The sequence below is a fragment of the Devosia sp. A369 genome, from assembly GCF_054489345.1.
The window spans coordinates 142,523-163,375 of sequence record NZ_JBTMWV010000008.1; the positions used below are offsets into that span (position 1 = coordinate 142,523).

The window sequence follows — 20,853 nt, forward strand, 5'->3', positions numbered from 1 at the left end:
GGTGAGAAGTCCGGTCAGTTTGTTCACTTGTTAGTCTCCCTTGTTGCACGCCCTGAAGGACGCTTTCCCTTGACCGGACTCTGGCGATTCCGGCCTAGAACTCCCGATGTCGGCCGGCCCTCCTGCCGGCGCGACATTATTGCTTGATCGCGCCGGCAGTCAGCCCGGCCACGAGGTAACGCTGCAGGAACACGATGACGATCATGACCGGCAGAATGCCGACGAAACTGGCGGCCATCAGCTCGTTCCAGATCACTTCCTGCTTGCCGAAGAAGGCGAATAGCCCGATCGGCAGCGGCATGAATTCGGATTTCGAGTTGAAGGTCAGCGCAAAGATGAACTGCTGGGCGTAGGCACCGATGAAGGTCATGATGGCGACCACGACGATGCCCGGCATGGCCAGCGGCAGGATGACCCGGCGAAGGGTGTAGAGCCGGCTGGCGCCATCGACCCAGGCCGCCTCGTCCAGCTCCTTGGGAATGCGCATCATATAGGTGCGCAGCAGCCAGATGGACGAGGGAATGAGGAAGGCGGCGCCCGGCACGATCATCGCCCAATAGGTATTGAGCAGGCCCATCGAGCGCATCAGGCGGAAGAGCGGGATCAGCAGCACCGCGCCCGAGAACATGTTCACCGCCAGGAAGCCGCCCAGCATCATCCCTGCCCCGGTGAACTGGAAGCGGGCGAAGGCATAAGAGGCGGGCACCACCACGGCGATGACGATCACCGTCACCACGGTGGAGATGAAGAACGAGTTGAAAATATAGAGTCCCAGCAGCGGCACTGACTGCCAAATCTGGAAATAGGCGTCGAAAGATGCCTTTTTCGGGATGAAGCTGTAGGGCGTGGAGAACAGCTGCGCCAAGGGCTTGAGCGAGACGAGGAACCCCTCGATGAAGGGCGCCAGGATGAAGAACAGGAACAGCGCCATGCCGGCATAGAGCGCGGCGACCTCGTACCAGTTGTAGCGGTCGATCATCGCCTTGACGGCGCGGACCTTGCGCGGCTTGGCGACAATGCCGGTGTCGATGATGGCGGGCTGGGCGATTTCGGTGGAGCGGGCAAGATCACTCATTTGGCTTCTCCCATCGACAGCTTACGGACTGCCCGGAAATAGGCGATGCAGAACAGCGACACGAAGATGCAGATGACCACGGCGCGGGCGGCGCCCTCGCCATATTTGCGGCTGCCAATGGCGGTCTTGTAGGTGTCGATGATCATGGTGGTGGTGGAGCCGGACGGACCGCCCTGGGTCAGGATCCAGATGATGTCGAACGAGTTGAAGGTGGCGATCAGGCTGAGCAGGCTCATGGTGATGATCGCCGGCACCATCAGCGGCAGGGTGATGCGGCGGAAGCGATAGAAGCGGCCGGCGCCATCGGTCCAGGCGGCTTCATGCAGATCGCGCGGGATCGACTGCATCGAGGCGAGGAAATAGATGGTGACCATCGGCACCCCGATCCACACGTCGGTGATGATCGTCGCCCAGAAGGCGGTGTCGCCATAGGCCAGCCAGGCGATGGGACGGCTGGCGAAGCCGAAATTCTGCAGCATGCCGGAAATCATGCCGAACTGGCCGTTATACATCCAGCCCCACATGAAGATGCCGATGGCCATCGGCACCACCCAGGGCGGCATGGTCAGGATGCGGAACAGCGCCTGGCCGGGAATGGCGGCATTGAGCAGCACGGCGCCGCACATGCCGATGATCATCTTGATCGACACCGAAAAGAAGGTCCACACGAAGGTGCGGATGATGACGCTGGTGAAGTTTCCGGCCCCGAAGATGCGCTCGTAATTGGCCCAGCCGACAAAATCATAGGTCGGACGAAGCGAGGCATTGGTGAAGGACAGGATGATGGTGTCGAGCAGCGGATAGGCGACGATAATCAGGATGTAGATCAGGGCCGGAGCCAGCAGGGCCAGGGCGAAGAGGGCAGCGCTTCGGGTGCTGGTCATCGGGTGATCTCCTCAGTTCGCTCGCCCGAGGGCGGCATCGAATTGCTGCCAGATCGGGGTCATGTCGATGACGGAACGGCTGCGCATCGCCTGATCCATGGTGAGCGCCAATAGCCCCGCCTCCAATGCGTCGGTGATCGAGACCGGCAGCGGTGCGCCATCGAGCACATGGGTGAGGATATCCTCGGCCATCTGTTCGTCGGCGCCGTAATGCTGGCTCAGCCCGCCGACCTTGTAGCTGGTGTCGACCAGCCGGTCGGAGGTTCGCGAGTCGGTGACGCGCAGGAAATTGCGGATGAAATCGCCTTCGGCCATGCCCTTGGCGCCCATCACGGCAAAGCGCCGGAAGTCGTCGGGGACATTGAGATTGGTGTGGAAGGTGAGTGCAGCGCCATTGGCGTACTGCACCATGGCGGTCTGGAAATCGATGATGTCACCATCGCTGTCGAACACCTTGTCGCTGCCCATCCAGCCACTCGGCTTGCGGTGATAGACTTCCATGTCGTTGATGCCGGTCGCGGCCGGGGCGTTCTTGGGCACGAAACTGCGGCGGCCGCCGAAGCTCGATACATATTGCGGCCGACATCCCATGACGCCGTTATAGAGATCGAGGTCGTGGCAGCATTTTTCCAGCATGAAGCTGCCGGAATAGCGCTCATAGCGGCGCCAGTCGCGCATGAAGAACGCGCCGTGATAGGGCGGAATATGCTCGGACGCCTCGATGGAAGTGATGTCGCCGAGCAGACCATCGGCCTGGGCTTGTCGCAGATCGACATAAAGGGGGGCATAGCGCAGCACCAACCCGACCATCAGATTGTCGGAGCCATATTGGGCGATCAGCCGCGCCAGTTCCATAGTGTCCTCGACCGAGGTCACCACCGGCTTTTCGGTGAAAATCTTCATGCCGCGCTCGAGACCGGTGCGGATGTGACCGAGATGGAGATGGTTGGGCGAACCCACCATCAGCAGATCGAGCTGTTCATTATCGAGCAGCGCTTCGAGCGAGTCATATCGCTTGCCGACGGCAATACCGTTCTCGGTGGCATAGGGCAGCCCGGCGGGCGCCGGGTCCACATATCCAGCAACGGAAAAGTCCGGCCGGGCAGCGGAGAAGACCCGCGCCAGATAGCCCAAACGATATCCGAGGCCGATAATGCCAACACGCATACTGTGCTTCTCCCTGCGCCAAAACTGCCAATCTCTGTCGGATCGGTTGTGTAGTTTTGTAAACGATTTTCAAGATTAGGGTCGTTTCAAAACCAATGTCAACATGGAATCGTCACGATTTCAATACCAATTTAAACCACCCCTGACGATTGCCGGAAAGCCTGGGGTTTCGCTTAATTTCCGGGGCATTGTTCGGCGATTCCGGCGGCTCGGGGTGTGGACAAGCAGATCTGAAACGGGCAGCATACCGCAATTGGTATTCATCTGGGCTCTTGCGACTGCTTTCACGCCAAGGGGTCCAATGAAAATTTGCAACACTGATGGTCGGCCTGCCCGTCCCCACGAGAAGTTTCATGAGCAGCAGCAATCCCTTCCCCAATGATGCCGACCGCAGCGCCATCTGGACCATGCTGGTCGAGCGCGATATCGCCGCCTTTGTCGCCGCCGACTGGAGCATGGTGGATGGTGATTTCATCAAGGAGGGCTTCCTTGGCATCAATGGCGGCAAGTCGGGCAATCCGGATGCCTGGCGCATCAGCTTCCCAACGCTGGAAGCCTATCGCGACGACTGGATCGCCCAGGCCCAGGCCAGCCAGAAGCTGGTCTATGCCGAAGACGTACTAACCGGCATTCACCGCGCCACCAGCCTCACCGAAATCGAGATCAATGGCGACATCGCCATCGCCCACAAAAAGTTCGACGGCTCCATCGCGCTGGCCGATGGCGGCAAGGACACGCTGAACTGGCAGACGCTGTATTTCTGCCGCAAGGTCGCCGGCGTGTGGAAGCTGACCGGCTTCGCCGGCTATCTGCCCTATCCGATGGGCGCCTGAGTTTTCATTCCAACCACAGTTGGAACGGCCCTCTCAGCAAGAGACAAAAATGTCCTTCCTCAATCCGCAACGCCTGACCATGCTGGTCTTCTTTTTGCAACCGATTGCCTTTGGGTCGTGGTTGCCGCGCATTCCCGATGTGCAGCAGGCGTTGGGGCTGGGGCCGGCGGGGCTGGCCTTTGCGCTGCTCGGCCTGCCCTGCGGCACGCTGCTGACGCTGCCCTTTGCCGGGCCGCTGGTGGGCAAAATCGGGCCGCGCCTGGCGATCCTGGGCGGCTTCGTGCTCTATTCCATCGCCGTCAGCCTGCCGGCTTTTGCGATGAGCCCGGCCATGCTATTCGTGGCGCTGATGCTGGCGGGGTCGACAATTTCCTTTGTCGAGCTGGGGCTCAATGTGCAGGCCGATGCGGTGGAAAAAGCCACCGGTTCGGTGATCATGACCACCTCGCACGGCTTCTGGTCGGTCGGCATCATGGTGGGCAGCCTGATCGGCTCGGGGTTGGCGGCGCTGGGGCTGGAGACGAAATGGGCGATCCTGCTGGTGGCGCTGCTGGTGTTGCCAGTGGCGCTGCTCACCAGCAATGCCCTGCCCGTGCATGCCCCTGAACCGCCGCGCAGTGAACACCAGCGCTCGGTGTGGGCGCTGCCGAGCTGGGCGCTCCTGGGCATCTGCTTTTTCGTCTTCGGCATCACCATGACCGAGGGGGCGATGGCCGACTGGTCGGCGATTTTCCTGCGCGATGTGATGGGCGCCGAAGCCGGCGTGGTTGGGCTGGGCTATTCGGTCTTTGCCATGTTGGTGGCGGCCGGACGGTTTGGCGGCGACCGGCTAAAGCGCCGTTTTGGCGCAGTGAACACCGCCCGCATTTGCGGCACGCTGGCCGTAACCGGCGCGGCGCTATTGTTTGTGGCGCCCAATACGGTGCTGGCGCTGGTGGGCTTTGCCATTATCGGGCTCGGGGTATCGGTGGGCTTCCCGCTGGCCGTGACTGCCGCGGCGAGCCTCACCGACCGCACCGCCTCGGCCAATGTCGCCATCCTCAGCTTTGTCGCTCTGCTCGGCTTTCTGGTCGGGCCGCCGATGATCGGCTTTGTCGCCGAGCATTTCGACATGCGCGCCGGCATTGCCTGCCTTGTGCCAGTGCTGTTGGTGAGCCTGCTGCTGACCGGGCGGCTGGCGACGCACAAAACCGCGCCGACGACCAGTAATGCTGAAGCCGAAGTTCCAGGAGTGCTGTGATGCGCATCGCCGTTGCCGGGCTGCATATGGAATGCAGCACCTATAATCCCGTGCTGGCCCGCGAGGCGGATTTTCGCGTGCTGCGCGGCTCCGCCATGCTCAAGGATGGCTATTTTGATTTCCTGACGCATTTTCCAGCCGAGTTCATCACCATCCTGCATGCGAGGGCGATTGCCGGCGGGCCGGTCGAGCGGGCGCTCTATGAGCGCTGGAAGGCCGAAATCCTCGCGGGGCTGCAGGCAGCGCTGCCGCTGGACGGGGTCTATCTGGCGATGCATGGGGCGATGTTTGTCGAGGATCTGTTCGACGCCGAGGGTGATTTCATTTCGGCAGTCCGCGCCGTCATAGGCCCGGATGTGGTTATCGCGGCCAGCTATGACCTGCATGGCAATATCAGCCAAAAAATCATCGACAGTCTCGATATTTTTTCCACCTATCGCACGGCGCCACATATCGACGTTCCGGACACCATGCGGCGGGCGGTGACCATGCTGGTGCGGGCATTGCGCACCGGTCAACGACCCGTGCTGGCCTGGGCCCCGGTGCCGGTGTTGCTGCCGGGCGAGCGCACCTGCACGCAGGATGAGCCGGCGCGCAGCTTTTATGCGCAACTGCAGGAGGTGGAAGACCCCACTGGCATTTGGGATGCGTCATTTCAGGTGGGCTATGTCTGGGCCGACGAGCCGCGTGCCACCGCCTGCGCGGTGATCACCGGCACTGACCGAGCCGCGATGACAGCGGCAGCGCAGCATCTGGCGCAGGGCTATTGGGACATCCGCAAAGACTTCGTCTTTGGCACCAAGGTGGGCAGCATTGCCGAATGCGTCGGCTGGGCGGTGAGCGCCACCACCGCGCCGGTGGTGCTGGCCGAGTCGGGGGATAATCCCACCGGCGGCGGCGTGGGTGACCGGGCCGAAGTGCTGGCGGAATTGATTGCGCGGAACGCGCAGGGCGTGGTGTTTGCCGGCATTGCCGACGCAGCGGCGACTGAGGCGGCCTATGAAGCCGGGGTCGGTGCGACGCTGGATTTGAGCATTGGCGGGAGCCTTGATCCGGCGAGCACGCCGGTCAAAGCCGCAGCCAAAGTGGTGTTTCTGCTCGAAACTACTGACGCAGCCCGGCGCGAGGCTGTGGTGCGGATCGGCGGCATCGATCTGGTGCTGACGGCGCGGCGGCGACCCTTCCACAATCTGGGGGATTTCACCCGGCTGGGGCTCGATCCGCGGACAGCGAAAATCGTGGTGGTGAAATCGGGCTATCTCTCGCCCGATCTGGGGCCCCTGGCCAATCCGAGCCTGATGGCACTGTCGCCCGGCGTGGTCGACCAGTTTGTCGAGCGGCTGGAGCGCAAACATAAGACCGGCCAGCAATATCCGTTCGACAAGGATTTTGCCTTTAGCCCGCAAATTCTGTGGTCGGCGCGGGCCTAGTTCAGGCCGGGCGGCACCCAGGGCTGCATTTGCAGCACATTGCCACCGAGGCGGGAAAAGGCGCGCTGGCGGCAGGAGAATACCAGGATCTGCTGGTCGCGCGCCTGCTGGTGCAGCGCGTCGAACATGCGCTCGATGCGGTCATCGTCGGAATAGACCAGCGCGTCATCGAGGATGACCGGGGCTGGCCGGCCATCGCGCGCCAGCAGCCGGGCAAAGGCCAGCCTGGTCAGCACCGACAACTGCTCGCGCATGCCACCGCTAAGGCGGTCGACCTCTTCATCCTGTCCATTGCGCCGCACGGTCTGCGGCAGCAGCGTATCCTCGTCGAAGGTGATGGAAATATCGTCGAACAGCAGGCCGAGCAGCGGACGCAATTGGGTGACGACCGGCTTGAGATAAAGGTCGCGGGCGGCCGAGCGGGCGGCGATCAGGCTGCCGCGCAGCCGGTCGAGCACGTCGATTTCGGTTTTGAACCGCGCTACGGCAGCGTTGGCACTGGTGAGGGCTTCGGTGGTTTCCTGCCAGTTTTCCTCGATGGCGCTCTCGGCGCGGGCATTGATATGGCCGTTAAGATCGGCCAGCGTCACCTGCAACTGGCTAGCCGCCTGCGCCGCTGCATCCACCACCGACCGCAGGCGGCGTAGCGTGGCATCGGCAGCGGCCAGATCATGCGCCAGTGGCCGCAGCGTCGCCGCCTGCGCTTCGGCGGCGGCGAAGGCGGTTTGCTGCTTGGCCTGCTCATCGCGCAGGGCCTGTTGCCGTGCGGGGCGCCCGGCGCTTGGACCGAGCAGCCCGTCGAGCGTGGCTTGATCGGCCATGGCCCCGGCGAGCGCGGTTTCGGCGGCAACCACCTCATTGGCGGCCTGCGCCAGCATGGGCTGCAACTGGCGGGCGCCATTGCGGGCGGAATCCATCTGCAATTGAGCGGCGGCGTGCGCCTGCCGGAGCTGGGCCAGATCGCCCTTGAGTTCGAGATCACCGGTGCTGGCTTCGGCCAGTTGAGCAATATCGGCCTGCAACCGGGCAATGCCCTGCGGCGCCAGATCGGCGAGGCGCTGGCGGGCCAGTTCCAGATCGGCGGATTTTTGCTGGGCGTCGGCCTGGCGCTGCTGGGCGGTGGCGAGGCCATCGACGCCCAGGCTGGTCAGCAGCTGGCTGTGCCGGGCCGTCGCCTGCGCAATACCCTGATCGGCCTCGGCCGGACGATTGGAGCGCAGGGTGAGCGTGCCAACGCCGGCAATGTCGAGGCGCAACGTATTGGCAAAGCCCAGCTCCTGCCCGTCCGCCAGCGCCGTTCCGGCCTGGGTGAGCAGGACGGCCCCGGCTTGGTAGTCCACCCGGACGGTCGGCAAGGTGGCCTGCTGCGCGGCGCGCAGGCGCACCAGTTCGAGTTCTATTTCCTGCAATTGGGCGATGGCTTTAGCCGGAATGGCGAGCACCGCCAAAGCTGCCTCGCCCTGCTCAACGCCCTCGCGCGCGGCTTCGGCCTTGGCAAGCTGGGCGCGCAATAGGGTGAGTTTTTCGGCGGCATCGCGGGCGCGCAGGGCCAGATCAAGCCGGGTCAGCAGCTCGCGGTGTTCGCGCTCCTCGGCTTCGGCCGCGCCGATGGCCAAGCCAGCGGTGTCGCTATCGGCGGTGAGACTCGCGCGCCGGGTCAGGGCGTCATCGCGCTGCTGCTGCAATTTGACCAGACGCTGGGCCAGTTGCGCGGCGCGGTCGAGAGCGGCCTGATAGTCGGCTAGCGTGGCAGTGGCGCTGTCGGCGCGGTGGCGGGCCAAAGCGGCTTCGGCCTCGGCGGCCTTGAGCGCTTCATTATGCGACTTTGCCGCCTCGAAGGCGACTTCGGCGGCGGTGATGGCCTCGCGCCGCGCCAGCCGTTCCTCGGGCTGTTCCAGCTCGGCCAGCCGGGCCAGCGCCTGCCGGCGCTTGTCCAGTGCCTCGCGCAGGGAGTCGACCTCCGCACGCAGGCGGATCTCTTCAACCAGCAACCGGTCGCGCTCCTCGATGGCAGCCGCATAACGACCGCCGGCTTTGGGGCGCAGAGTGGCGGTGACCAGCTTGAACAATTCGCCTTCGCAAGCAGCCAGAATGTCGGCCATGCGACGACCGCCGGTCAGCGCTTCGACCTCGCCCTGCACCGAACTGAGCAGCGTTTCGCGGACGCGCTTGTCGCTCTCCTGCTCATTATTGGTCTGGCGCTCCATGCCGGTAATGCCCTGGCGCACCCAGAGCAGTCCGGCCGGGCCGGCGCTGCCGCCGCGCGTCAATTCGCTGATGAACGCCTCGGCCTCATCGGCCTGGGCCAGCAACCGACCGCTGAGCAGATCGCGCACCTCGGCACGCTTGCCGCCATGGAACTGCTTGGTCAGCCGGAACTGCCCTTCGGCAGTGGTGATATCGGCCTCGACCAGCGGATTGCCGCCGCTATAGGGGCGCAGCAGCTGCACCGTCTTGCCGGTGCCGGTATGGGGCTGGAAGAACAGCGCATGCAGCGCTTCGAAGGCGGTGGATTTGCCGAATTCATTGGCGGCGGTGAGCACGTTGACGCCATCGCCAATGCCCTCGATGGCGACGCCATGGCCGCCGAAGCGTTTGACATTATGCAGCCGCAGCGCGGTGAGCTTCATGGCGCCACCGCCTCGCAATAGGAGAATAACCGCACCAAAGCCGCCTGGGCGATCTCGCGCTCACCCTGCGAACGGGCGTCGTCCTGGCTCTCGGCCAGCAGCGCATCGGCGGCTTCGCGCAAGGCGCCGGCGCGATCGATCTGGTCGAGATCGCTGCTATCGCAATCGGTGGCGAGGCCGGTGGCGTCGAATTCGAGATGGGCGAAATCGGGCGTGACCTGCGCCAGGGCTGCGGCCAGCGCCGTGCGACCGGCGAGCCTGGTGCGGCCGCTGGCGATGACGCGCAGCAGGGTTTGTCGTCGGGCTGAGGTGGGCGGCAACAGGGCGGTCAACGCCTCGACACCGTCTTCGCTCGAGAGCAGGTCGAGCGACAGATCGCGCCAGGCAAAGCTGGCGGTTTCGACCGGCGTCACCTCGGGCGGCGCGCCGGGGCCGGCCAGCGTGACCAAGAGGGCCGAGCCGGGGCGCTCATGCTTGAAGCGGTCGGGCTCGGGCGAGCCGCTATAATAGGTGCGCGGATTGACGGCGATCTGGCCATGCCAGTCGCCCAGCGCCAGATAGTCCAGCCCCGCCAAAGTCGCGCGATTGGGGGCAATGACATCGGAGGCGGCCGCATCCTCGGAGAATTGCTGGATCGCGCCATGGGCGAGGCCGAGGCGCAGGCTGCCCTCGGGGGTGGGGGCGTCGACCATCCACTCGGTCAGGTCGCGGCCGGGACGCCGCGCCGTGCAGGGCGCGGGCAGCAGCATGACGCCGGGCGCCAAAGTCAACGGGGTGGCGGCAGTGGCCAGCACCACATTGGGCGGGGCGGCGGCGCGGGCCGCATCCCATAATTGATCGGCCAGCAGGCTATCGTGATTGCCCGGCAGCATTACCCAGCTCAGCGTCGGGTGATGGCCCATTTCGGTCAGCGCCTGGCGCAGGATAGCTGGGGTCGGGGTTTCGGTATCGAAGGTGTCGCCGGCCAACAGAATGGACGTCGCATTATGGGCCTGGGCCTGCGCCGCCAGCCGGGCAATGGCGCCGTGCCGGGCCTCGCGCAGCCGGCCGCGCAAATCGTCGGGCAAATTGCCGAAACGCTTGCCCAGATGCAGATCGGAACTGTGCAGGAATCGAAACATCGCATCCACCCAAACCCGAGACTGACGGCAAATGCAACCGGGGTGGTGCCAAGGAGGCATATGAGCGGGTGATAGTGGAGAAAAGGGCCGGATACCCGCGGCTACAGCGCGACATACGGGTCGGTGGCGAGGGCCTGGATGGCTTCGATATATTGGGTTTTGAGGCGGGCGCAGAGTTCGGCGGCGCTTAGTATGTCGTGGATGGCGGCGACGCCATGGCCGGCCGACCAGACGGTTTTCCAGGCCTGGGCGTTGTTCATATCGAGTTCGCCGCGATGGGTGAGATTGTCCGGGTCCATGCCCGTGGCCGCGATGCTGGGGCGCAGGAAATTGGCGTTCACGCCGGAAATGGCCGGCGTGTAGACGATATCGGCGGTGTTGGCGTCGACGAGCATCTGCCGGTAAGGCTCGCTGGCCGCCGCCTCATGCGTGGCGATGAAGCGGGTGCCGATATAGGCCAGATCGCCGCTCATGGCGCGGACGGCGGCGATGTCGCGGCCGTGGCTGATGGCGCCGGAAACCACGATCGTGCCAGCAAAAATCGAGCGAATTTCGGCGACGAAGGCAAAGGGCGACAAGGTGCCGGCATGGCCCCCGGCCCCGGCGCAAACCGCGATAATCCCGTCGACTCCGGCCGCTGCGGCCTTCTCGGCGTGGCGTCGGGAGATGACGTCGTGGAACACCAAACCGCCATAAGAGTGGACGGCTTCGACGATGTCGCGGACGGCGCCGAGGGAGGTGATGACCAGCGGGGGGCGGTGGCGCAGGATGGCGTCGAGATCGGCTTCGAGCCTTGTGTTGGTCTTGTGCACCACGAGGTTGACGCCCCAGGGCGCGGGGCGTTCGAATGCGGCAAGCCGTTGATTTATCTCAACCATCCAGGCTTCGAAGCCGGCGGTGCTGCGCTGGTTGAGGGCGGGGAAGGTGCCGATCAGGCCGGAGCGGCAGACTTCGACCACCAGATCGGGGTTGGAAATCAACAGCATCGGGGCGGCGATGGCGGGCAGTTTCAAGTTGCTCAACGCAGAAGAAATCGGCACGAAACGCCTCCATTTTCTTGCAGCTTTCACCAGCATGCTGGCAGCATGCTGACAGATTTCTGCCGTTTGTCTGCATGCGATGCTATAGTTTTGGGCAACGCTCCACGCGGGCGGCGAACCTGGGAGGGGGAGCATGTCCGATCAAGCCAATTCCATCGTCATTGCCGGCGCGGCGCGCACGCCGATCGGGGCGTTTCAGGGAGCGCTAAGCAAGAGCGCTGCCACCGAACTGGGGGCCATCGCCATTCGGGCGGCGATCGCGCGCGCCGGGGTGGCCGGCGAGGCGATCAGCGAAGTGATCATGGGATGTGCGTTGTCGGCCGGACTGGGGCAGGCCCCGGCGCGGCAGGCGGCACTGGGCGCGGGGCTCTCCGACGCCCTGCCCGCGACCACCATCAACAAGGTGTGCGGCTCGGGCATGAAGGCGGTGATGCTGGCGCATGATCTGATCCGCGCCGGCAGCGCCACGACGGTGGTGGCCGGTGGCATGGAAGCCATGTCGCGCGCGCCCTATCTGCTCGACAAGGCCCGCTCCGGCTATCGGCTGGGGCATGGGCAGATGTTCGACCACATGTTTCTCGATGGGCTGGAAGACGCCTATGACAAGGGCCGCTCGATGGGCAGCTTTGCCGAGGACACGGCGGAGCATTATCAATTTTCGCGGGCGCAGCAGGACGCGTTTGCGCTGACCTCATTGGAGCGGGCGCAGCGCGCTACTGCCAGCGGGGCTTTTGCCGACGAGATCGTCGCTATCGGCGACTTCGTGGCGGACGAATTGCCGGGCAAGGCAAGACCGGAGAAAATCCCGCTGCTCAAACCGGCGTTTCGGGAGAATGGCACGGTGACGGCGGCCAATTCGTCGTCGATCTCGGATGGCGCAGCAGCGCTGGTGGTAACGAGTCTGGGCGAAGCCGAACGGCTGGGGCTGGTGCCACTGGCGCGGATCGTCGGCCATGCCAGCCATGCCGGAGCGCCCAACTGGTTCACCACCGCGCCCATCGGGGCGATGGAAAAGCTGTTTGCCGCGACCGGCTGGTCGGCGGGCATGGTCGACCTGTTTGAAATCAACGAGGCCTTTGCCGTGGTGGCGATGGCGGCGATGCGCGACCTCGACCTGCCCGCCGACAAGGTGAATGTGCATGGCGGGGCCTGTGCGCTGGGGCACCCGATCGGCTGTTCGGGCGCGCGGATATTGATCACCCTGCTGCATGCGCTCAAGGCGAGTGGGGGCAAGCGCGGGGTGGCGGCGATCTGCATTGGCGGTGGCGAGGCCACGGCGATGGGCGTCGAGTTGCTGGGCTAGGGAGAGGTGGGCCGGGGGCCCAATGGGCTCCCTCCCCTCTCGGTGCGTATGGACGCCACGACACCCCACCCTAACCCTCCCCTCAAGGGGGAGGGAACGGATCGGGGCTCGCCATGCTCCGGCAAGAGCTGACTTAACCCAAGGGAACAACGGCATGATTTTGAGCGATGACCAGAGCATGGTGCGCGAGATGGCGCGGCGCTTCGCTGCCGAGCGCATTGCCCCGTTTGCCGCCGAATGGGACCGGAGCAAGCAGTTTCCACATGAGCAGGTCGCCGAGATGGGGGCGCTGGGGCTGATGGGCATGCTGGTGCCCGAAGAATTTGACGGCTCGGACACCGGCTATATCGCCTATGCGCTGGCGATCGAGGAAATCGCGGCAGGCGACGGGGCGCTGTCGACGGTGCTCAGCGTGCATAGCTCGGTCGGCTGTGCGCCGATATTGGCGTTTGGCAGCGCGGCACAGAAGGCGACCTATCTGCCCAAGATGGCGCGCGGGGAATGGCTGGGAGCGTTTTGCCTGACCGAGGCGCAGGCCGGATCGGATGCGGCGGCGATCAGCACCAGAGCGCGCAAGACCGATGGCGGTTATGTGCTCAACGGGGCCAAGCAGTTCATCACTTCGGGCCAGAATGCCGATGTGGCCATTGCGATTGCGGTGACCGACCCTACCGCCGGCAAGCGCGGGCTCAGCGCCTTCATCGTGCCGACGGCGACGCCCGGCTATCAGGTGGCGCGGATTGAGGAGAAGATGGGGCAGCGCGCGTCCGACACGGCGCAGATCGTGTTCGCGGACATGGCGCTGCCGGCCGAGGCGCTGCTCGGCGACGAGGGACAGGGCTATCGGATTGCGCTGGCCAATCTCGAGGGCGGACGGATCGGCATTGCGGCGCAGGCGGTGGGCATGGCGCGGGCGGCCTATGCGGCCTCGGTCAAATATGCGCAGGAGCGAGTGGCGTTTGGCGAGGTGCTGCTCAAGCATCAGGCGGTGGCGTTCAAGCTGGCCGATATGGCGACGCAGATTGCGGTGGCGCGGCAGATGATGCTGCATGCGGCGAGCCTGCGCGAAGCCGGCCGGCCGGCAATTGCCGAAGCCTCGATGGCCAAGCTGTTTGCCTCGGAAATGGCCGAGAAGGTGTGCTCGGACGCCATCCAGATTCACGGCGGCTATGGCTATCTCAATGAGTTTGCCGTCGAGCGCATCTATCGCGACGTGAAAGTCTGCCAGATTTATGAAGGCACCAGCGAAATGCAGCGGCTGGTGATTGCACGGCATCTGGAGGCGCTGGCGGAATAGGGCCTCTCCGGCTCCTGCCGATGGGCCTTCACCCCTCACCCCAACCCTCTCCCCTGAGGGGCGAGGGGGCGAAAGAGCCGACGATTTCGAGTGGCGTGAAACGCTCTATTTGGGCTGCATGCGCAGGGCGCCATCGAGGCGTAGCACCGTGCCGTTGAGCATGACATTGCCGATGATGTGCAGCGCCAGACTGGCATATTCGGCAGCGGTGCCGAGCCGGCGCGGAAACGGCACGGCGGCGGCGAGGCCGGCCCGGACCTCGTCAGTCATGGCGGCCAGCATCGGGGTTTCAAAAATGCCGGGGGCGATGGCCATGACGCGGATGCCCCTATCGGCCAATTCGCGCGCCGCCGGCAAAGTGAGCGAGACGATGCCGCCCTTGGATGCGGCATAGGCGGCCTGCCCGATCTGGCCTTCATAGGCGGCAACCGAAGCGGTGTTGATGATCACGCCGCGCTCGCCATCAGCCAGCGGCTCCAGCTCGGCGGCGAGGCCGGCAAACACCCGCATGACATTGAACGAGCCGATCAGGTTGACGGCGATGACCTGGCTGAAATCGTCGAGCGGCATGATGCCCGAGCGGCCGAGGATCCGCTTGCCGGGGGCGATGCCGGCGCAATTGACCAGAATGCGCGGGCCACCGAGTTCGGCGGCGATCTCGGCCATGGCGGTTTCGACGCTGGCGGCATCGGTGACGTCAACCTTGCGGGCGACGCCGCCGATCTGGCGGGCGATGGCTTCCGCGCCGGCCTGATTGAAATCGAGAATGCCGACGCGGGCGCCCTGCGCCGCCAGGGCGATGGCGGTGGCCGCGCCCAGACCGGAGGTGCCGCCGCTGATGATGGCCACTGTGTCCTGGGTTTGCATGGTGGCGCTCCGGGTTAGCGAACTGGTTGGGTGACGCTAGAGGGCATGGGTGGGTGTGTCGAGAGGGGCATCACGAGGCCGGTGCGTGAGACACCCCCACCCTTGATCCCTCCCCACAAGGGGGAGGGAGACGATGAACACCAGCCTCGCAACCTGCGCCTCCCTCCCCTCGATGGGGAGGGATTGAGGGTGGGGTGGGGCCACGCACACCGGCTTAGTCAGGCGTACGGCGCTCCGGGTTAGCTACAGGCCGATATAGTTGGGACCGGCGCCGCCTTCGGGGGGGACCCAGGTGATGTTCTGGGCCGGGTCCTTGATGTCGCAGGTTTTGCAGTGGACGCAGTTGGCGGCGTTGATGCGGAACTGGGGCTGGCCGTCGATCTCAACGATTTCATAGACACCGGCCGGACAGTAGCGCTGGGCCGGCTCGTCGTAGAGCGGCAGATTATAGGCCACCGGCACGGCGGGATCGGTCAGCTTGAGGTGGACCGGCTGGTCTTCGTCATGGCCGATATTGGCGAGATAGACCGAGGACAGGCGATCGAAGGTGACGGTGCCATCGGGCTTGGGATAGGCGATGGGAGAAAAATCCTTGGCCGGGCGCAGATAGGCGTAATCGGGCTTGGGGTGGCGCAGGGTGCCGAAGGGCGAAAAGCGCAATAGAGTCTGGCACCAGAGATCGATGCCGGTCAGCAGCATGCCCAGCAGAGTGCCGAATTTGGTGAGCAGCGGCTTGGCATTGCGCACCAGATGCAGGTCGCGCTCGATGGCGCCGGCGGTGACCTTGCGCTTGGCGTCGGCGATCAGATCATTGCTGCGCCCAGCCTGCAGCGCGGCAAACACTTCCTCGGCCATGGCAATGGCCGAGAGGATGGCGGTGTGGCTGCCCTTGATGCGGGGCACATTCATGAAGCCGGCGGCGCAGCCGACCAGCGCCCCGCCGGGAAAGGCGAGTTCGGGGATCGACTGCCAGCCGCCCGAGGTGACGGCGCGGGCGCCATAGGCGATGCGCTTGCCGCCGGCCAGCAGCGGCTTGATTTGGGGATGGGTCTTCCAGCGCTGCATTTCCTCGAAGGGGGAGAGGCGCGGATTTTCGTAGTTGAGATGGGTGATGAAGCCCAAAAACAGCTGGTTGTCGGCGGCGTGATAAATGAAGCCGCCGCCGCCGGTACGGTCATCGAGCGGCCAGCCCAGAGTGTGTTCGGTGTGGCCCTCGCGGTGCAAAGCCGGGTCGATTTCCCAGACTTCCTTGATGCCGAGGCCATAATGCTGCGGGTCGCTATCGGCGCTGAGCTTGAACTGCGCGATGAGTTGCTTGGCCAGCGAGCCATGCGCGCCTTCGGCGATCAGTGTGTAGCGGGCGTGCAGTTCCATGCCGGTTGTGTAGCTGGATTTGGGCTGGCCATCCCTGCCGACGCCCTGATCGCCGGTGGCGACGCCCTTGACCGAGCCATCCTCATTATAGAGCAGTTCGGTGGCGGCAAAGCCGGGGAAGATGTCGATGCCCATGGCTTCGGCCTGCTCGCCGAGCCAGGCGGTGACGGCGCCGAGGCTGGCAATGTAGCAGCCGTGATTGGACAGGACCGGCGGCAGCAGGAATTGCGGAATGCCGAAGCTGGCGGCCTTGCCCAAGAGGGTAAAGCGGTCGCTGGTGACGGGGGTGGTAAGCGGCGCGCCGCGCGCCTGCCAATCGGGGAACAGGGTGGCCAGACCGATGGGATCGATGACGGCGCCGGACAGCACATGAGCGCCGATGGCGGCCGATTTTTCCAGCACGACAATGGACAATTCGGTCTGGCTGGCCATGGCCAATTGCTTGAGCCGGATGGCGGCGGAGAGGCCGGCGACACCGCCGCCGACGACCACCACATCAACATCCATGCTTTCGCGCTCGGTCATCGGGGTATGTTTCCTGTTTTATGCGCGTCACGGCGGACGATGGTGAAGCTCAGCGGGGTAGTTGTACCCAGATTCCCCTACGCCCGTCATTGCCGGGCTTGTCCCGGCAATCCAGCTTTGCCTCCGCACCTGCTGGACCACCCGGACAAGCCGGGTGGTGACGGTGGGGAGAGTTTCGGGATGGCATCGGGAGCCGGGATGACGTTAGCTCTAGAGCTTTTCGGTCAGTTCGGGAATGGCGGTGAAAATGTCGGCGACGAGGCCGTAATCGGCGAGCTGGAAGATCGGGGCGTCGGCGTCCTTGTTGATGGCGACGATTACCTTGCTGTCCTTCATGCCGGCCAGATGCTGGATGGCGCCGGAAATGCCCAGCGCGAGGTAAAGCTCGGGGGCGACCACCTTGCCGGTCTGGCCGACCTGGCAGTCATTGGCGACATAACCGGCATCGACGGCGGCGCGCGAGGCGCCGATGGCCGCGTTGAGCTTGTCGGCCAGCGGCAGGATCAGCCGGTCGAACTCGGCCTTGGAGCCGAGTGCGCGGCCGCCGGAGACGACGACGCGGGCTGCGCCCAGCTCGGGGCGGTCGTTTTTGACCTGCTCATGGCTGACAAAGCGCGAGCCGCCGGCGCTGGCGACGGTGGGGACAGCTTCGATGCTCGCCGTGCCGCCGGAGGGGGCTGGGTCGAAGGCGCTGGTGCGGACGGTGATGACGGTTTTGCTGTCGAGCACCTGGATCGTCTCGATGGCGTTGCCGGCATAGATCGGGCGCTTGAAAATGTCGGGAGCGACAACTTCGATGATTTCGGAAACCTGCATCACGTCGAGCAGAGCGGCGACGCGGGGCATGGTGTTTTTGGCGGTGGAGCCGGCTGACCCCATGATCACGTCGTAGGACTGGCCGAGGGTGGTGATCAGGGTGGCGAGGGGTTCGGCAAGCTGGTGCTCGTAGCTGGCGTGATCGGCGACCAGCACTTTGGCGACGCCGGCGATGTTGGCGGCTTGCTGGGCAATGGCGGCGCAGTTGAGGCCGGCGACCAGCAAATGGATGTCGCCGCCGATCTGGCTGGCGGCGGTGACGATGCGGGCGGTGGCCTCGCCGAGATGGCCATTGGCGTGGTCGGCAACAACAAGAATGCTCATCATCGGCTCCTACAGCACTTTGGCTTCGGTTTTGAGCCGGGTGATCAGCTCGTCGACGCTGGCGACCATGATTCCGGCCTGCCGCGTCGGCGGGGCGGCGACGTTGAGCACCTTGTGGCGCGGGGTGATGTCGACGCCGAGTTCGGCCAGCTCGATTTCCTCGAACGGCTTCTTCTTGGCCTTCATGATATTGGGCAGCGAGGCGTAGCGCGGCTCGTTGAGGCGCAGATCGGTGGTGACGATGGCCGGCAGGTCGATGCTGATGGTTTCGAGCCCGCCATCGACTTCGCGGGTGACGGTGGCGGTCTGGCCCTCGATGGTCAGCGCTGAGGCGAAGGTGGCTTGTGGGCGATCCAGCAGCGCCGCCAGCATCTGGCCGGTCTGGTTGCTGTCGTCATCGATGGACTGCTTGCCCAGAATGATCAGGTCGGGCTGTTCGCGCTCGGCGATGGCCTTGAGAATTTTGGCGACGGCGAGCGGCTCGATGCGGGCATCGGTCTTGACCAGAATGGCGCGGTCGGCGCCCATGGCCAGCGCGCTGCGCAGGGTGTCCTGGGCCTGGGCCGGGCCGATGGAGACGGCGACCACCTCAGTGGCGGTGCCGGCTTCGCGCAGACGGACGGCCGCTTCGACGGCAATCTCGTCAAACGGGTTCATGCTCATCTTGACGTTGCCAAGATCGGCGCCGGAACCGTCGCTTTTCACCCTGACCTTGACGTTGAAATCGAGGACCCGCTTGACGGCGACCATCAGTTTCACAGCGAACTCTCCCTGTTCGTCCGTTACGGTACCGGCGACGCGGCTCGCTTACAACGCGCAAGGTCGGCAAATTTCTGTATCTAACAGTCGATACAATTTCAAGGCCGGTGGCGGTAGCGGGGGATTTCGGCTAGTCCGAGCGGAGAGCGGCAGGGATGGGCTTGCCGCATGCCGTGTCACCCCAGGGGTGGCGCGACGCTTCCAAAGGCCTGTGCTGTTGACTCCTTTGCCTCTCGATCTCGTCATGCCCAATGTCCGGCGGCTGGTCTGCCCGATGAGCCAGTTTTTCTCGGTCAATGCCTGGATCATCGGCGCGCCGGGGCAGCAGGCGATTGTCGATAGCGGCATGCCCGATGCGGCGACGGCGGCGCTGTGGGCGCAGGCCGAGGCGGCGGGCGAGGTGGCTGGGGTCGAGGCGGTGGTCGGCACCCATATGCATCGCGACCATACCGGGCAGAGCGCGGCGCTGATGCAACGGCATGCCGCGCCGCTCTATATGACGGCGCAGGAGCATGCCCATCTCGTCGCCCAAAGCGCGGCGACCACCGCGCAGCGCCGGGAACGGCTGTGGGGATTTCTGCACCGGCTGGGGCCGGAGGCGGCGGCGGTGCAGGCAATCGAGCCCATCGACTACACCATGCTGGACCCGTTTCCCCAAGACTTCGTGGCGCTGACTGATGGGATGGAGCTGCGGCTGGGCGGCATGGACTGGCAGGTGTTGCTGGGGGGCGGGCATTCGAGCGAAGCGGCGGTGCTGATCGCAAAGGATCAGAGTTTGATGCTGGCCGGTGACCAGATATTGCCGGGCTCGGGGCCGCATATTACGGCCGGGCCGGCGGAGCAGGATGCCGATCTGCTGAGCGAATATTTCGCCTTTCTCGACCGGTTGAGCGCCCTGCCCGACAGCATGCTGGTGTTGCCGGGCCATGGCGTGCCGTTTTCCGGCATTGCCCGGCACGCCGTGGCGCTGCGGCAGGGCCATGACAAGCGGTTGGCGCGGCTGCTGGCCGGGTTCAGCGGCAGCTTGAGCTGCTTCGAGATGGCGCCGCTGGTGTTTTCGGCGCGCACCGTGGGGCGGTTTGGCGATTTGCTGCCCGGCATGACGCTGGCGCTGGCCAATCACCTCTGGCGGGAAGGGCAGTTGCGCCGTCATCTCGATGATGACGGCGTGTTCCGGTTCGAGCGGCGCTGAAGCTAGGCCAGTTCGGCGTTGCGAATGCAGGCCGACTTGTGACCGACGCCGACCTCTTCGAGCGGCGGCACCACTGCGGCGCAGGCCTCGATAGCCATGGGACAGCGGGTGCGGAAGACGCAGCCGGAGGGCGGATTGGCGGGGCTCGGAATATCGCCGGTCAGTACCTGACGCGCGCTGGAGCGACCGGGCACCGGCTCGGGAATGGCTGATAGCAAGGCGCGGGTATAGGGATGGCGCGGGTTGGCATAAAGCGTCTCGGAGGGCGCGATTTCCATGATGCGCCCGAGATAGAGCACGATCACCGTGTCACAGATATATTCGACCACCGCCAGATCATGCGAGATGAACAGCATGGTCAGGCCAAGCCGCAATTGCAGGTCGCGCAGCAGGTTGATGATCTGGGCCTGAATGGAGACGTCGAGCGCCGACACCGGCTCATCGGCGACGATCAGTTCGGGCTCGAGCGCAAGAGCGCGGGCAATGCCGATGCGCTGGCGCTGGCCACCGGAAAATTCATGGGCATAGCGGTCAAAGGCGTCGATCGGCAGTTCCACCGCCGCCAGCACCTCCTTGGCGCGTTCGACCCGGGCTTCGCGCGGCTTGATGCCCTGGATTTCGAGGCCTTCCATCAGGATCTGGCCGATGGTCATGCGCGGCGAGAGCGAGGCGAAGGGGTCCTGGAAAATATACTGCATGCGCGCCCGCTGCCGGCGCAATTCGCGCGATGACAGGCTGGTCATTTCGACGCCATCGAAGCGGACGCTGCCCGAAGTAGGCTCGATCAGGCGGAGCACCGAGCGGCCAATAGTGGTCTTGCCGCTGCCGGATTCGCCGACGAGGCCGACGACCTTGCCACGCGGCACATCGAAGGACACATCCTCGAGCGCCCGCACCACGGGCCCTCGCGAAAAGGTGGCCGGCTTGAAATGCTTGGTCAGCCCGGTGACGGACAGAAACGGTTGCTCGCTCATGC

Annotated in this window: 17 protein-coding genes; 6 read left to right on the forward strand and 11 right to left on the reverse strand. The window is 64.8% G+C overall.

Annotation, left to right across the window (positions count from 1 at the left end):
* Positions 1-136: 136 nt before the first annotated feature.
* The 3 genes from ACX3OZ_RS12335 to ACX3OZ_RS12345 all read right to left on the reverse strand — a co-directional run bounded on the left by ACX3OZ_RS12335 (position 137) and on the right by ACX3OZ_RS12345 (position 3,126).
* The gene (locus ACX3OZ_RS12335; protein WP_459094808.1) at positions 137-979 is read right to left on the reverse strand and encodes a carbohydrate ABC transporter permease; all 843 of its coding nucleotides are present in this window, start codon (positions 977-979) and stop codon (positions 137-139) included.
* 92 nt (positions 980-1,071) lie between these two features.
* The gene (locus tag ACX3OZ_RS12340; RefSeq protein ID WP_459094644.1) at positions 1,072-1,959 is read right to left on the reverse strand and encodes a carbohydrate ABC transporter permease; all 888 of its coding nucleotides are present in this window, start codon (positions 1,957-1,959) and stop codon (positions 1,072-1,074) included.
* Between the two features lie 12 nt (positions 1,960-1,971).
* Positions 1,972-3,126 carry a Gfo/Idh/MocA family protein gene (locus tag ACX3OZ_RS12345; RefSeq protein ID WP_459104610.1) on the reverse strand — a complete coding sequence of 385 codons (1,155 nt, stop codon included), beginning with the start codon at positions 3,124-3,126 and terminating at the stop codon, positions 1,972-1,974.
* A gap of 353 nt (positions 3,127-3,479) precedes the next feature.
* Here ACX3OZ_RS12345 and ACX3OZ_RS12350 point away from each other — a divergent pair, with 353 nt between their 5' ends.
* The 3 genes from ACX3OZ_RS12350 to ACX3OZ_RS12360 are packed head-to-tail and all read left to right on the forward strand — an operon-like array spanning position 3,480 to position 6,629.
* Entirely contained in the window at positions 3,480-3,959 is a 480-nt protein-coding gene (locus tag ACX3OZ_RS12350) for a hypothetical protein (protein WP_459094642.1), read from the forward strand.
* A gap of 49 nt (positions 3,960-4,008) precedes the next feature.
* On the forward strand, positions 4,009-5,199 hold the full coding sequence (locus ACX3OZ_RS12355; RefSeq protein WP_459094641.1) for an MFS transporter: 1,191 nt from the start codon (positions 4,009-4,011) through the stop codon (positions 5,197-5,199).
* Positions 5,199-6,629, forward strand: a complete 1,431-nt coding sequence (locus tag ACX3OZ_RS12360; RefSeq protein WP_459094640.1) for a M81 family metallopeptidase — start codon at positions 5,199-5,201, stop codon at positions 6,627-6,629. The genes ACX3OZ_RS12355 and ACX3OZ_RS12360 overlap by 1 nt, the downstream gene beginning before the upstream one ends.
* On the opposite strand, the gene ACX3OZ_RS12365 is transcribed toward ACX3OZ_RS12360, so the two are convergent.
* From ACX3OZ_RS12365 to ACX3OZ_RS12375, 3 genes are all read right to left on the reverse strand, one after another.
* The gene (locus ACX3OZ_RS12365; RefSeq protein WP_459104611.1) at positions 6,626-9,259 is read right to left on the reverse strand and encodes an AAA family ATPase; all 2,634 of its coding nucleotides are present in this window, start codon (positions 9,257-9,259) and stop codon (positions 6,626-6,628) included. The genes ACX3OZ_RS12360 and ACX3OZ_RS12365 overlap by 4 nt on opposite strands.
* On the reverse strand, positions 9,256-10,380 hold the full coding sequence (locus ACX3OZ_RS12370) for a metallophosphoesterase family protein (protein WP_459094638.1): 1,125 nt from the start codon (positions 10,378-10,380) through the stop codon (positions 9,256-9,258). Before ACX3OZ_RS12370 ends, ACX3OZ_RS12365 begins: the two co-directional genes overlap by 4 nt.
* A gap of 101 nt (positions 10,381-10,481) precedes the next feature.
* Complete coding sequence (locus tag ACX3OZ_RS12375) at positions 10,482-11,420, reverse strand: NAD(P)H-dependent flavin oxidoreductase (RefSeq protein ID WP_459104612.1); 939 nt, start codon at positions 11,418-11,420, stop codon at positions 10,482-10,484.
* 133 nt (positions 11,421-11,553) lie between these two features.
* Here ACX3OZ_RS12375 and ACX3OZ_RS12380 point away from each other — a divergent pair, with 133 nt between their 5' ends.
* On the forward strand, positions 11,554-12,723 hold the full coding sequence (locus tag ACX3OZ_RS12380; protein ID WP_459104613.1) for an acetyl-CoA C-acyltransferase: 1,170 nt from the start codon (positions 11,554-11,556) through the stop codon (positions 12,721-12,723).
* A 154-nt stretch (positions 12,724-12,877) separates the two neighbouring features.
* Entirely contained in the window at positions 12,878-14,020 is a 1,143-nt protein-coding gene (locus tag ACX3OZ_RS12385) for an acyl-CoA dehydrogenase family protein (RefSeq protein WP_459104614.1), read from the forward strand.
* Between the two features lie 105 nt (positions 14,021-14,125).
* On the opposite strand, the gene ACX3OZ_RS12390 is transcribed toward ACX3OZ_RS12385, so the two are convergent.
* From ACX3OZ_RS12390 to ACX3OZ_RS12405, 4 genes are all read right to left on the reverse strand, one after another.
* Positions 14,126-14,887: an SDR family NAD(P)-dependent oxidoreductase gene (locus tag ACX3OZ_RS12390; protein WP_459104615.1), complete on the reverse strand. Its 762-nt coding sequence runs from the start codon at positions 14,885-14,887 to the stop codon at positions 14,126-14,128.
* A 243-nt stretch (positions 14,888-15,130) separates the two neighbouring features.
* The gene (locus ACX3OZ_RS12395; protein ID WP_459104616.1) at positions 15,131-16,786 is read right to left on the reverse strand and encodes an electron transfer flavoprotein-ubiquinone oxidoreductase; all 1,656 of its coding nucleotides are present in this window, start codon (positions 16,784-16,786) and stop codon (positions 15,131-15,133) included.
* A gap of 210 nt (positions 16,787-16,996) precedes the next feature.
* Positions 16,997-17,926: an electron transfer flavoprotein subunit alpha/FixB family protein gene (locus tag ACX3OZ_RS12400; protein ID WP_459104617.1), complete on the reverse strand. Its 930-nt coding sequence runs from the start codon at positions 17,924-17,926 to the stop codon at positions 16,997-16,999.
* A 9-nt stretch (positions 17,927-17,935) separates the two neighbouring features.
* Positions 17,936-18,685 (reverse strand): electron transfer flavoprotein subunit beta/FixA family protein, encoded by a 750-nt coding sequence (locus tag ACX3OZ_RS12405; protein ID WP_459094631.1) that lies wholly within the window; start codon positions 18,683-18,685, stop codon positions 17,936-17,938.
* A gap of 217 nt (positions 18,686-18,902) precedes the next feature.
* Between ACX3OZ_RS12405 and ACX3OZ_RS12410 the strand changes: the two genes are divergently transcribed.
* Positions 18,903-19,877, forward strand: coding sequence for an MBL fold metallo-hydrolase (locus tag ACX3OZ_RS12410; RefSeq protein ID WP_459094630.1), 975 nt, complete (start codon positions 18,903-18,905; stop codon positions 19,875-19,877).
* Between the two features lie 2 nt (positions 19,878-19,879).
* Here ACX3OZ_RS12410 and ACX3OZ_RS12415 read toward each other — a convergent pair whose 3' ends face one another.
* The gene (locus tag ACX3OZ_RS12415; RefSeq protein ID WP_459104618.1) at positions 19,880-20,851 is read right to left on the reverse strand and encodes an ABC transporter ATP-binding protein; all 972 of its coding nucleotides are present in this window, start codon (positions 20,849-20,851) and stop codon (positions 19,880-19,882) included.
* Positions 20,852-20,853: the final 2 nt, after the last annotated feature.

Bases quoted from the DNA above. Each gene is read 5' to 3' on its own strand.
- ACX3OZ_RS12345 (WP_459104610.1), bottom strand. From the start codon at position 3,126: ATGCGTGTTGGCATTATCGGCCTCGGATATCGTTTGGGCTATCTGGCG.
- ACX3OZ_RS12335 (WP_459094808.1), bottom strand. From the start codon at position 979: ATGATCGACCGCTACAACTGGTACGAGGTCGCCGCGCTCTATGCCGGC.
- ACX3OZ_RS12390 (WP_459104615.1), bottom strand. From the start codon at position 14,887: ATGCAAACCCAGGACACAGTGGCCATCATCAGCGGCGGCACCTCCGGT.
- ACX3OZ_RS12350 (WP_459094642.1), top strand. From the start codon at position 3,480: ATGAGCAGCAGCAATCCCTTCCCCAATGATGCCGACCGCAGCGCCATC.
- ACX3OZ_RS12395 (WP_459104616.1), bottom strand. From the start codon at position 16,786: ATGACCGAGCGCGAAAGCATGGATGTTGATGTGGTGGTCGTCGGCGGC.
- ACX3OZ_RS12355 (WP_459094641.1), top strand. From the start codon at position 4,009: ATGTCCTTCCTCAATCCGCAACGCCTGACCATGCTGGTCTTCTTTTTG.
- ACX3OZ_RS12360 (WP_459094640.1), top strand. From the start codon at position 5,199: ATGCGCATCGCCGTTGCCGGGCTGCATATGGAATGCAGCACCTATAAT.
- ACX3OZ_RS12380 (WP_459104613.1), top strand. From the start codon at position 11,554: ATGTCCGATCAAGCCAATTCCATCGTCATTGCCGGCGCGGCGCGCACG.
- ACX3OZ_RS12400 (WP_459104617.1), bottom strand. From the start codon at position 17,926: ATGAGCATTCTTGTTGTTGCCGACCACGCCAATGGCCATCTCGGCGAG.
- ACX3OZ_RS12385 (WP_459104614.1), top strand. From the start codon at position 12,878: ATGATTTTGAGCGATGACCAGAGCATGGTGCGCGAGATGGCGCGGCGC.
- ACX3OZ_RS12365 (WP_459104611.1), bottom strand. From the start codon at position 9,259: ATGAAGCTCACCGCGCTGCGGCTGCATAATGTCAAACGCTTCGGCGGC.
- ACX3OZ_RS12415 (WP_459104618.1), bottom strand. From the start codon at position 20,851: ATGAGCGAGCAACCGTTTCTGTCCGTCACCGGGCTGACCAAGCATTTC.
- ACX3OZ_RS12370 (WP_459094638.1), bottom strand. From the start codon at position 10,380: ATGTTTCGATTCCTGCACAGTTCCGATCTGCATCTGGGCAAGCGTTTC.
- ACX3OZ_RS12340 (WP_459094644.1), bottom strand. From the start codon at position 1,959: ATGACCAGCACCCGAAGCGCTGCCCTCTTCGCCCTGGCCCTGCTGGCT.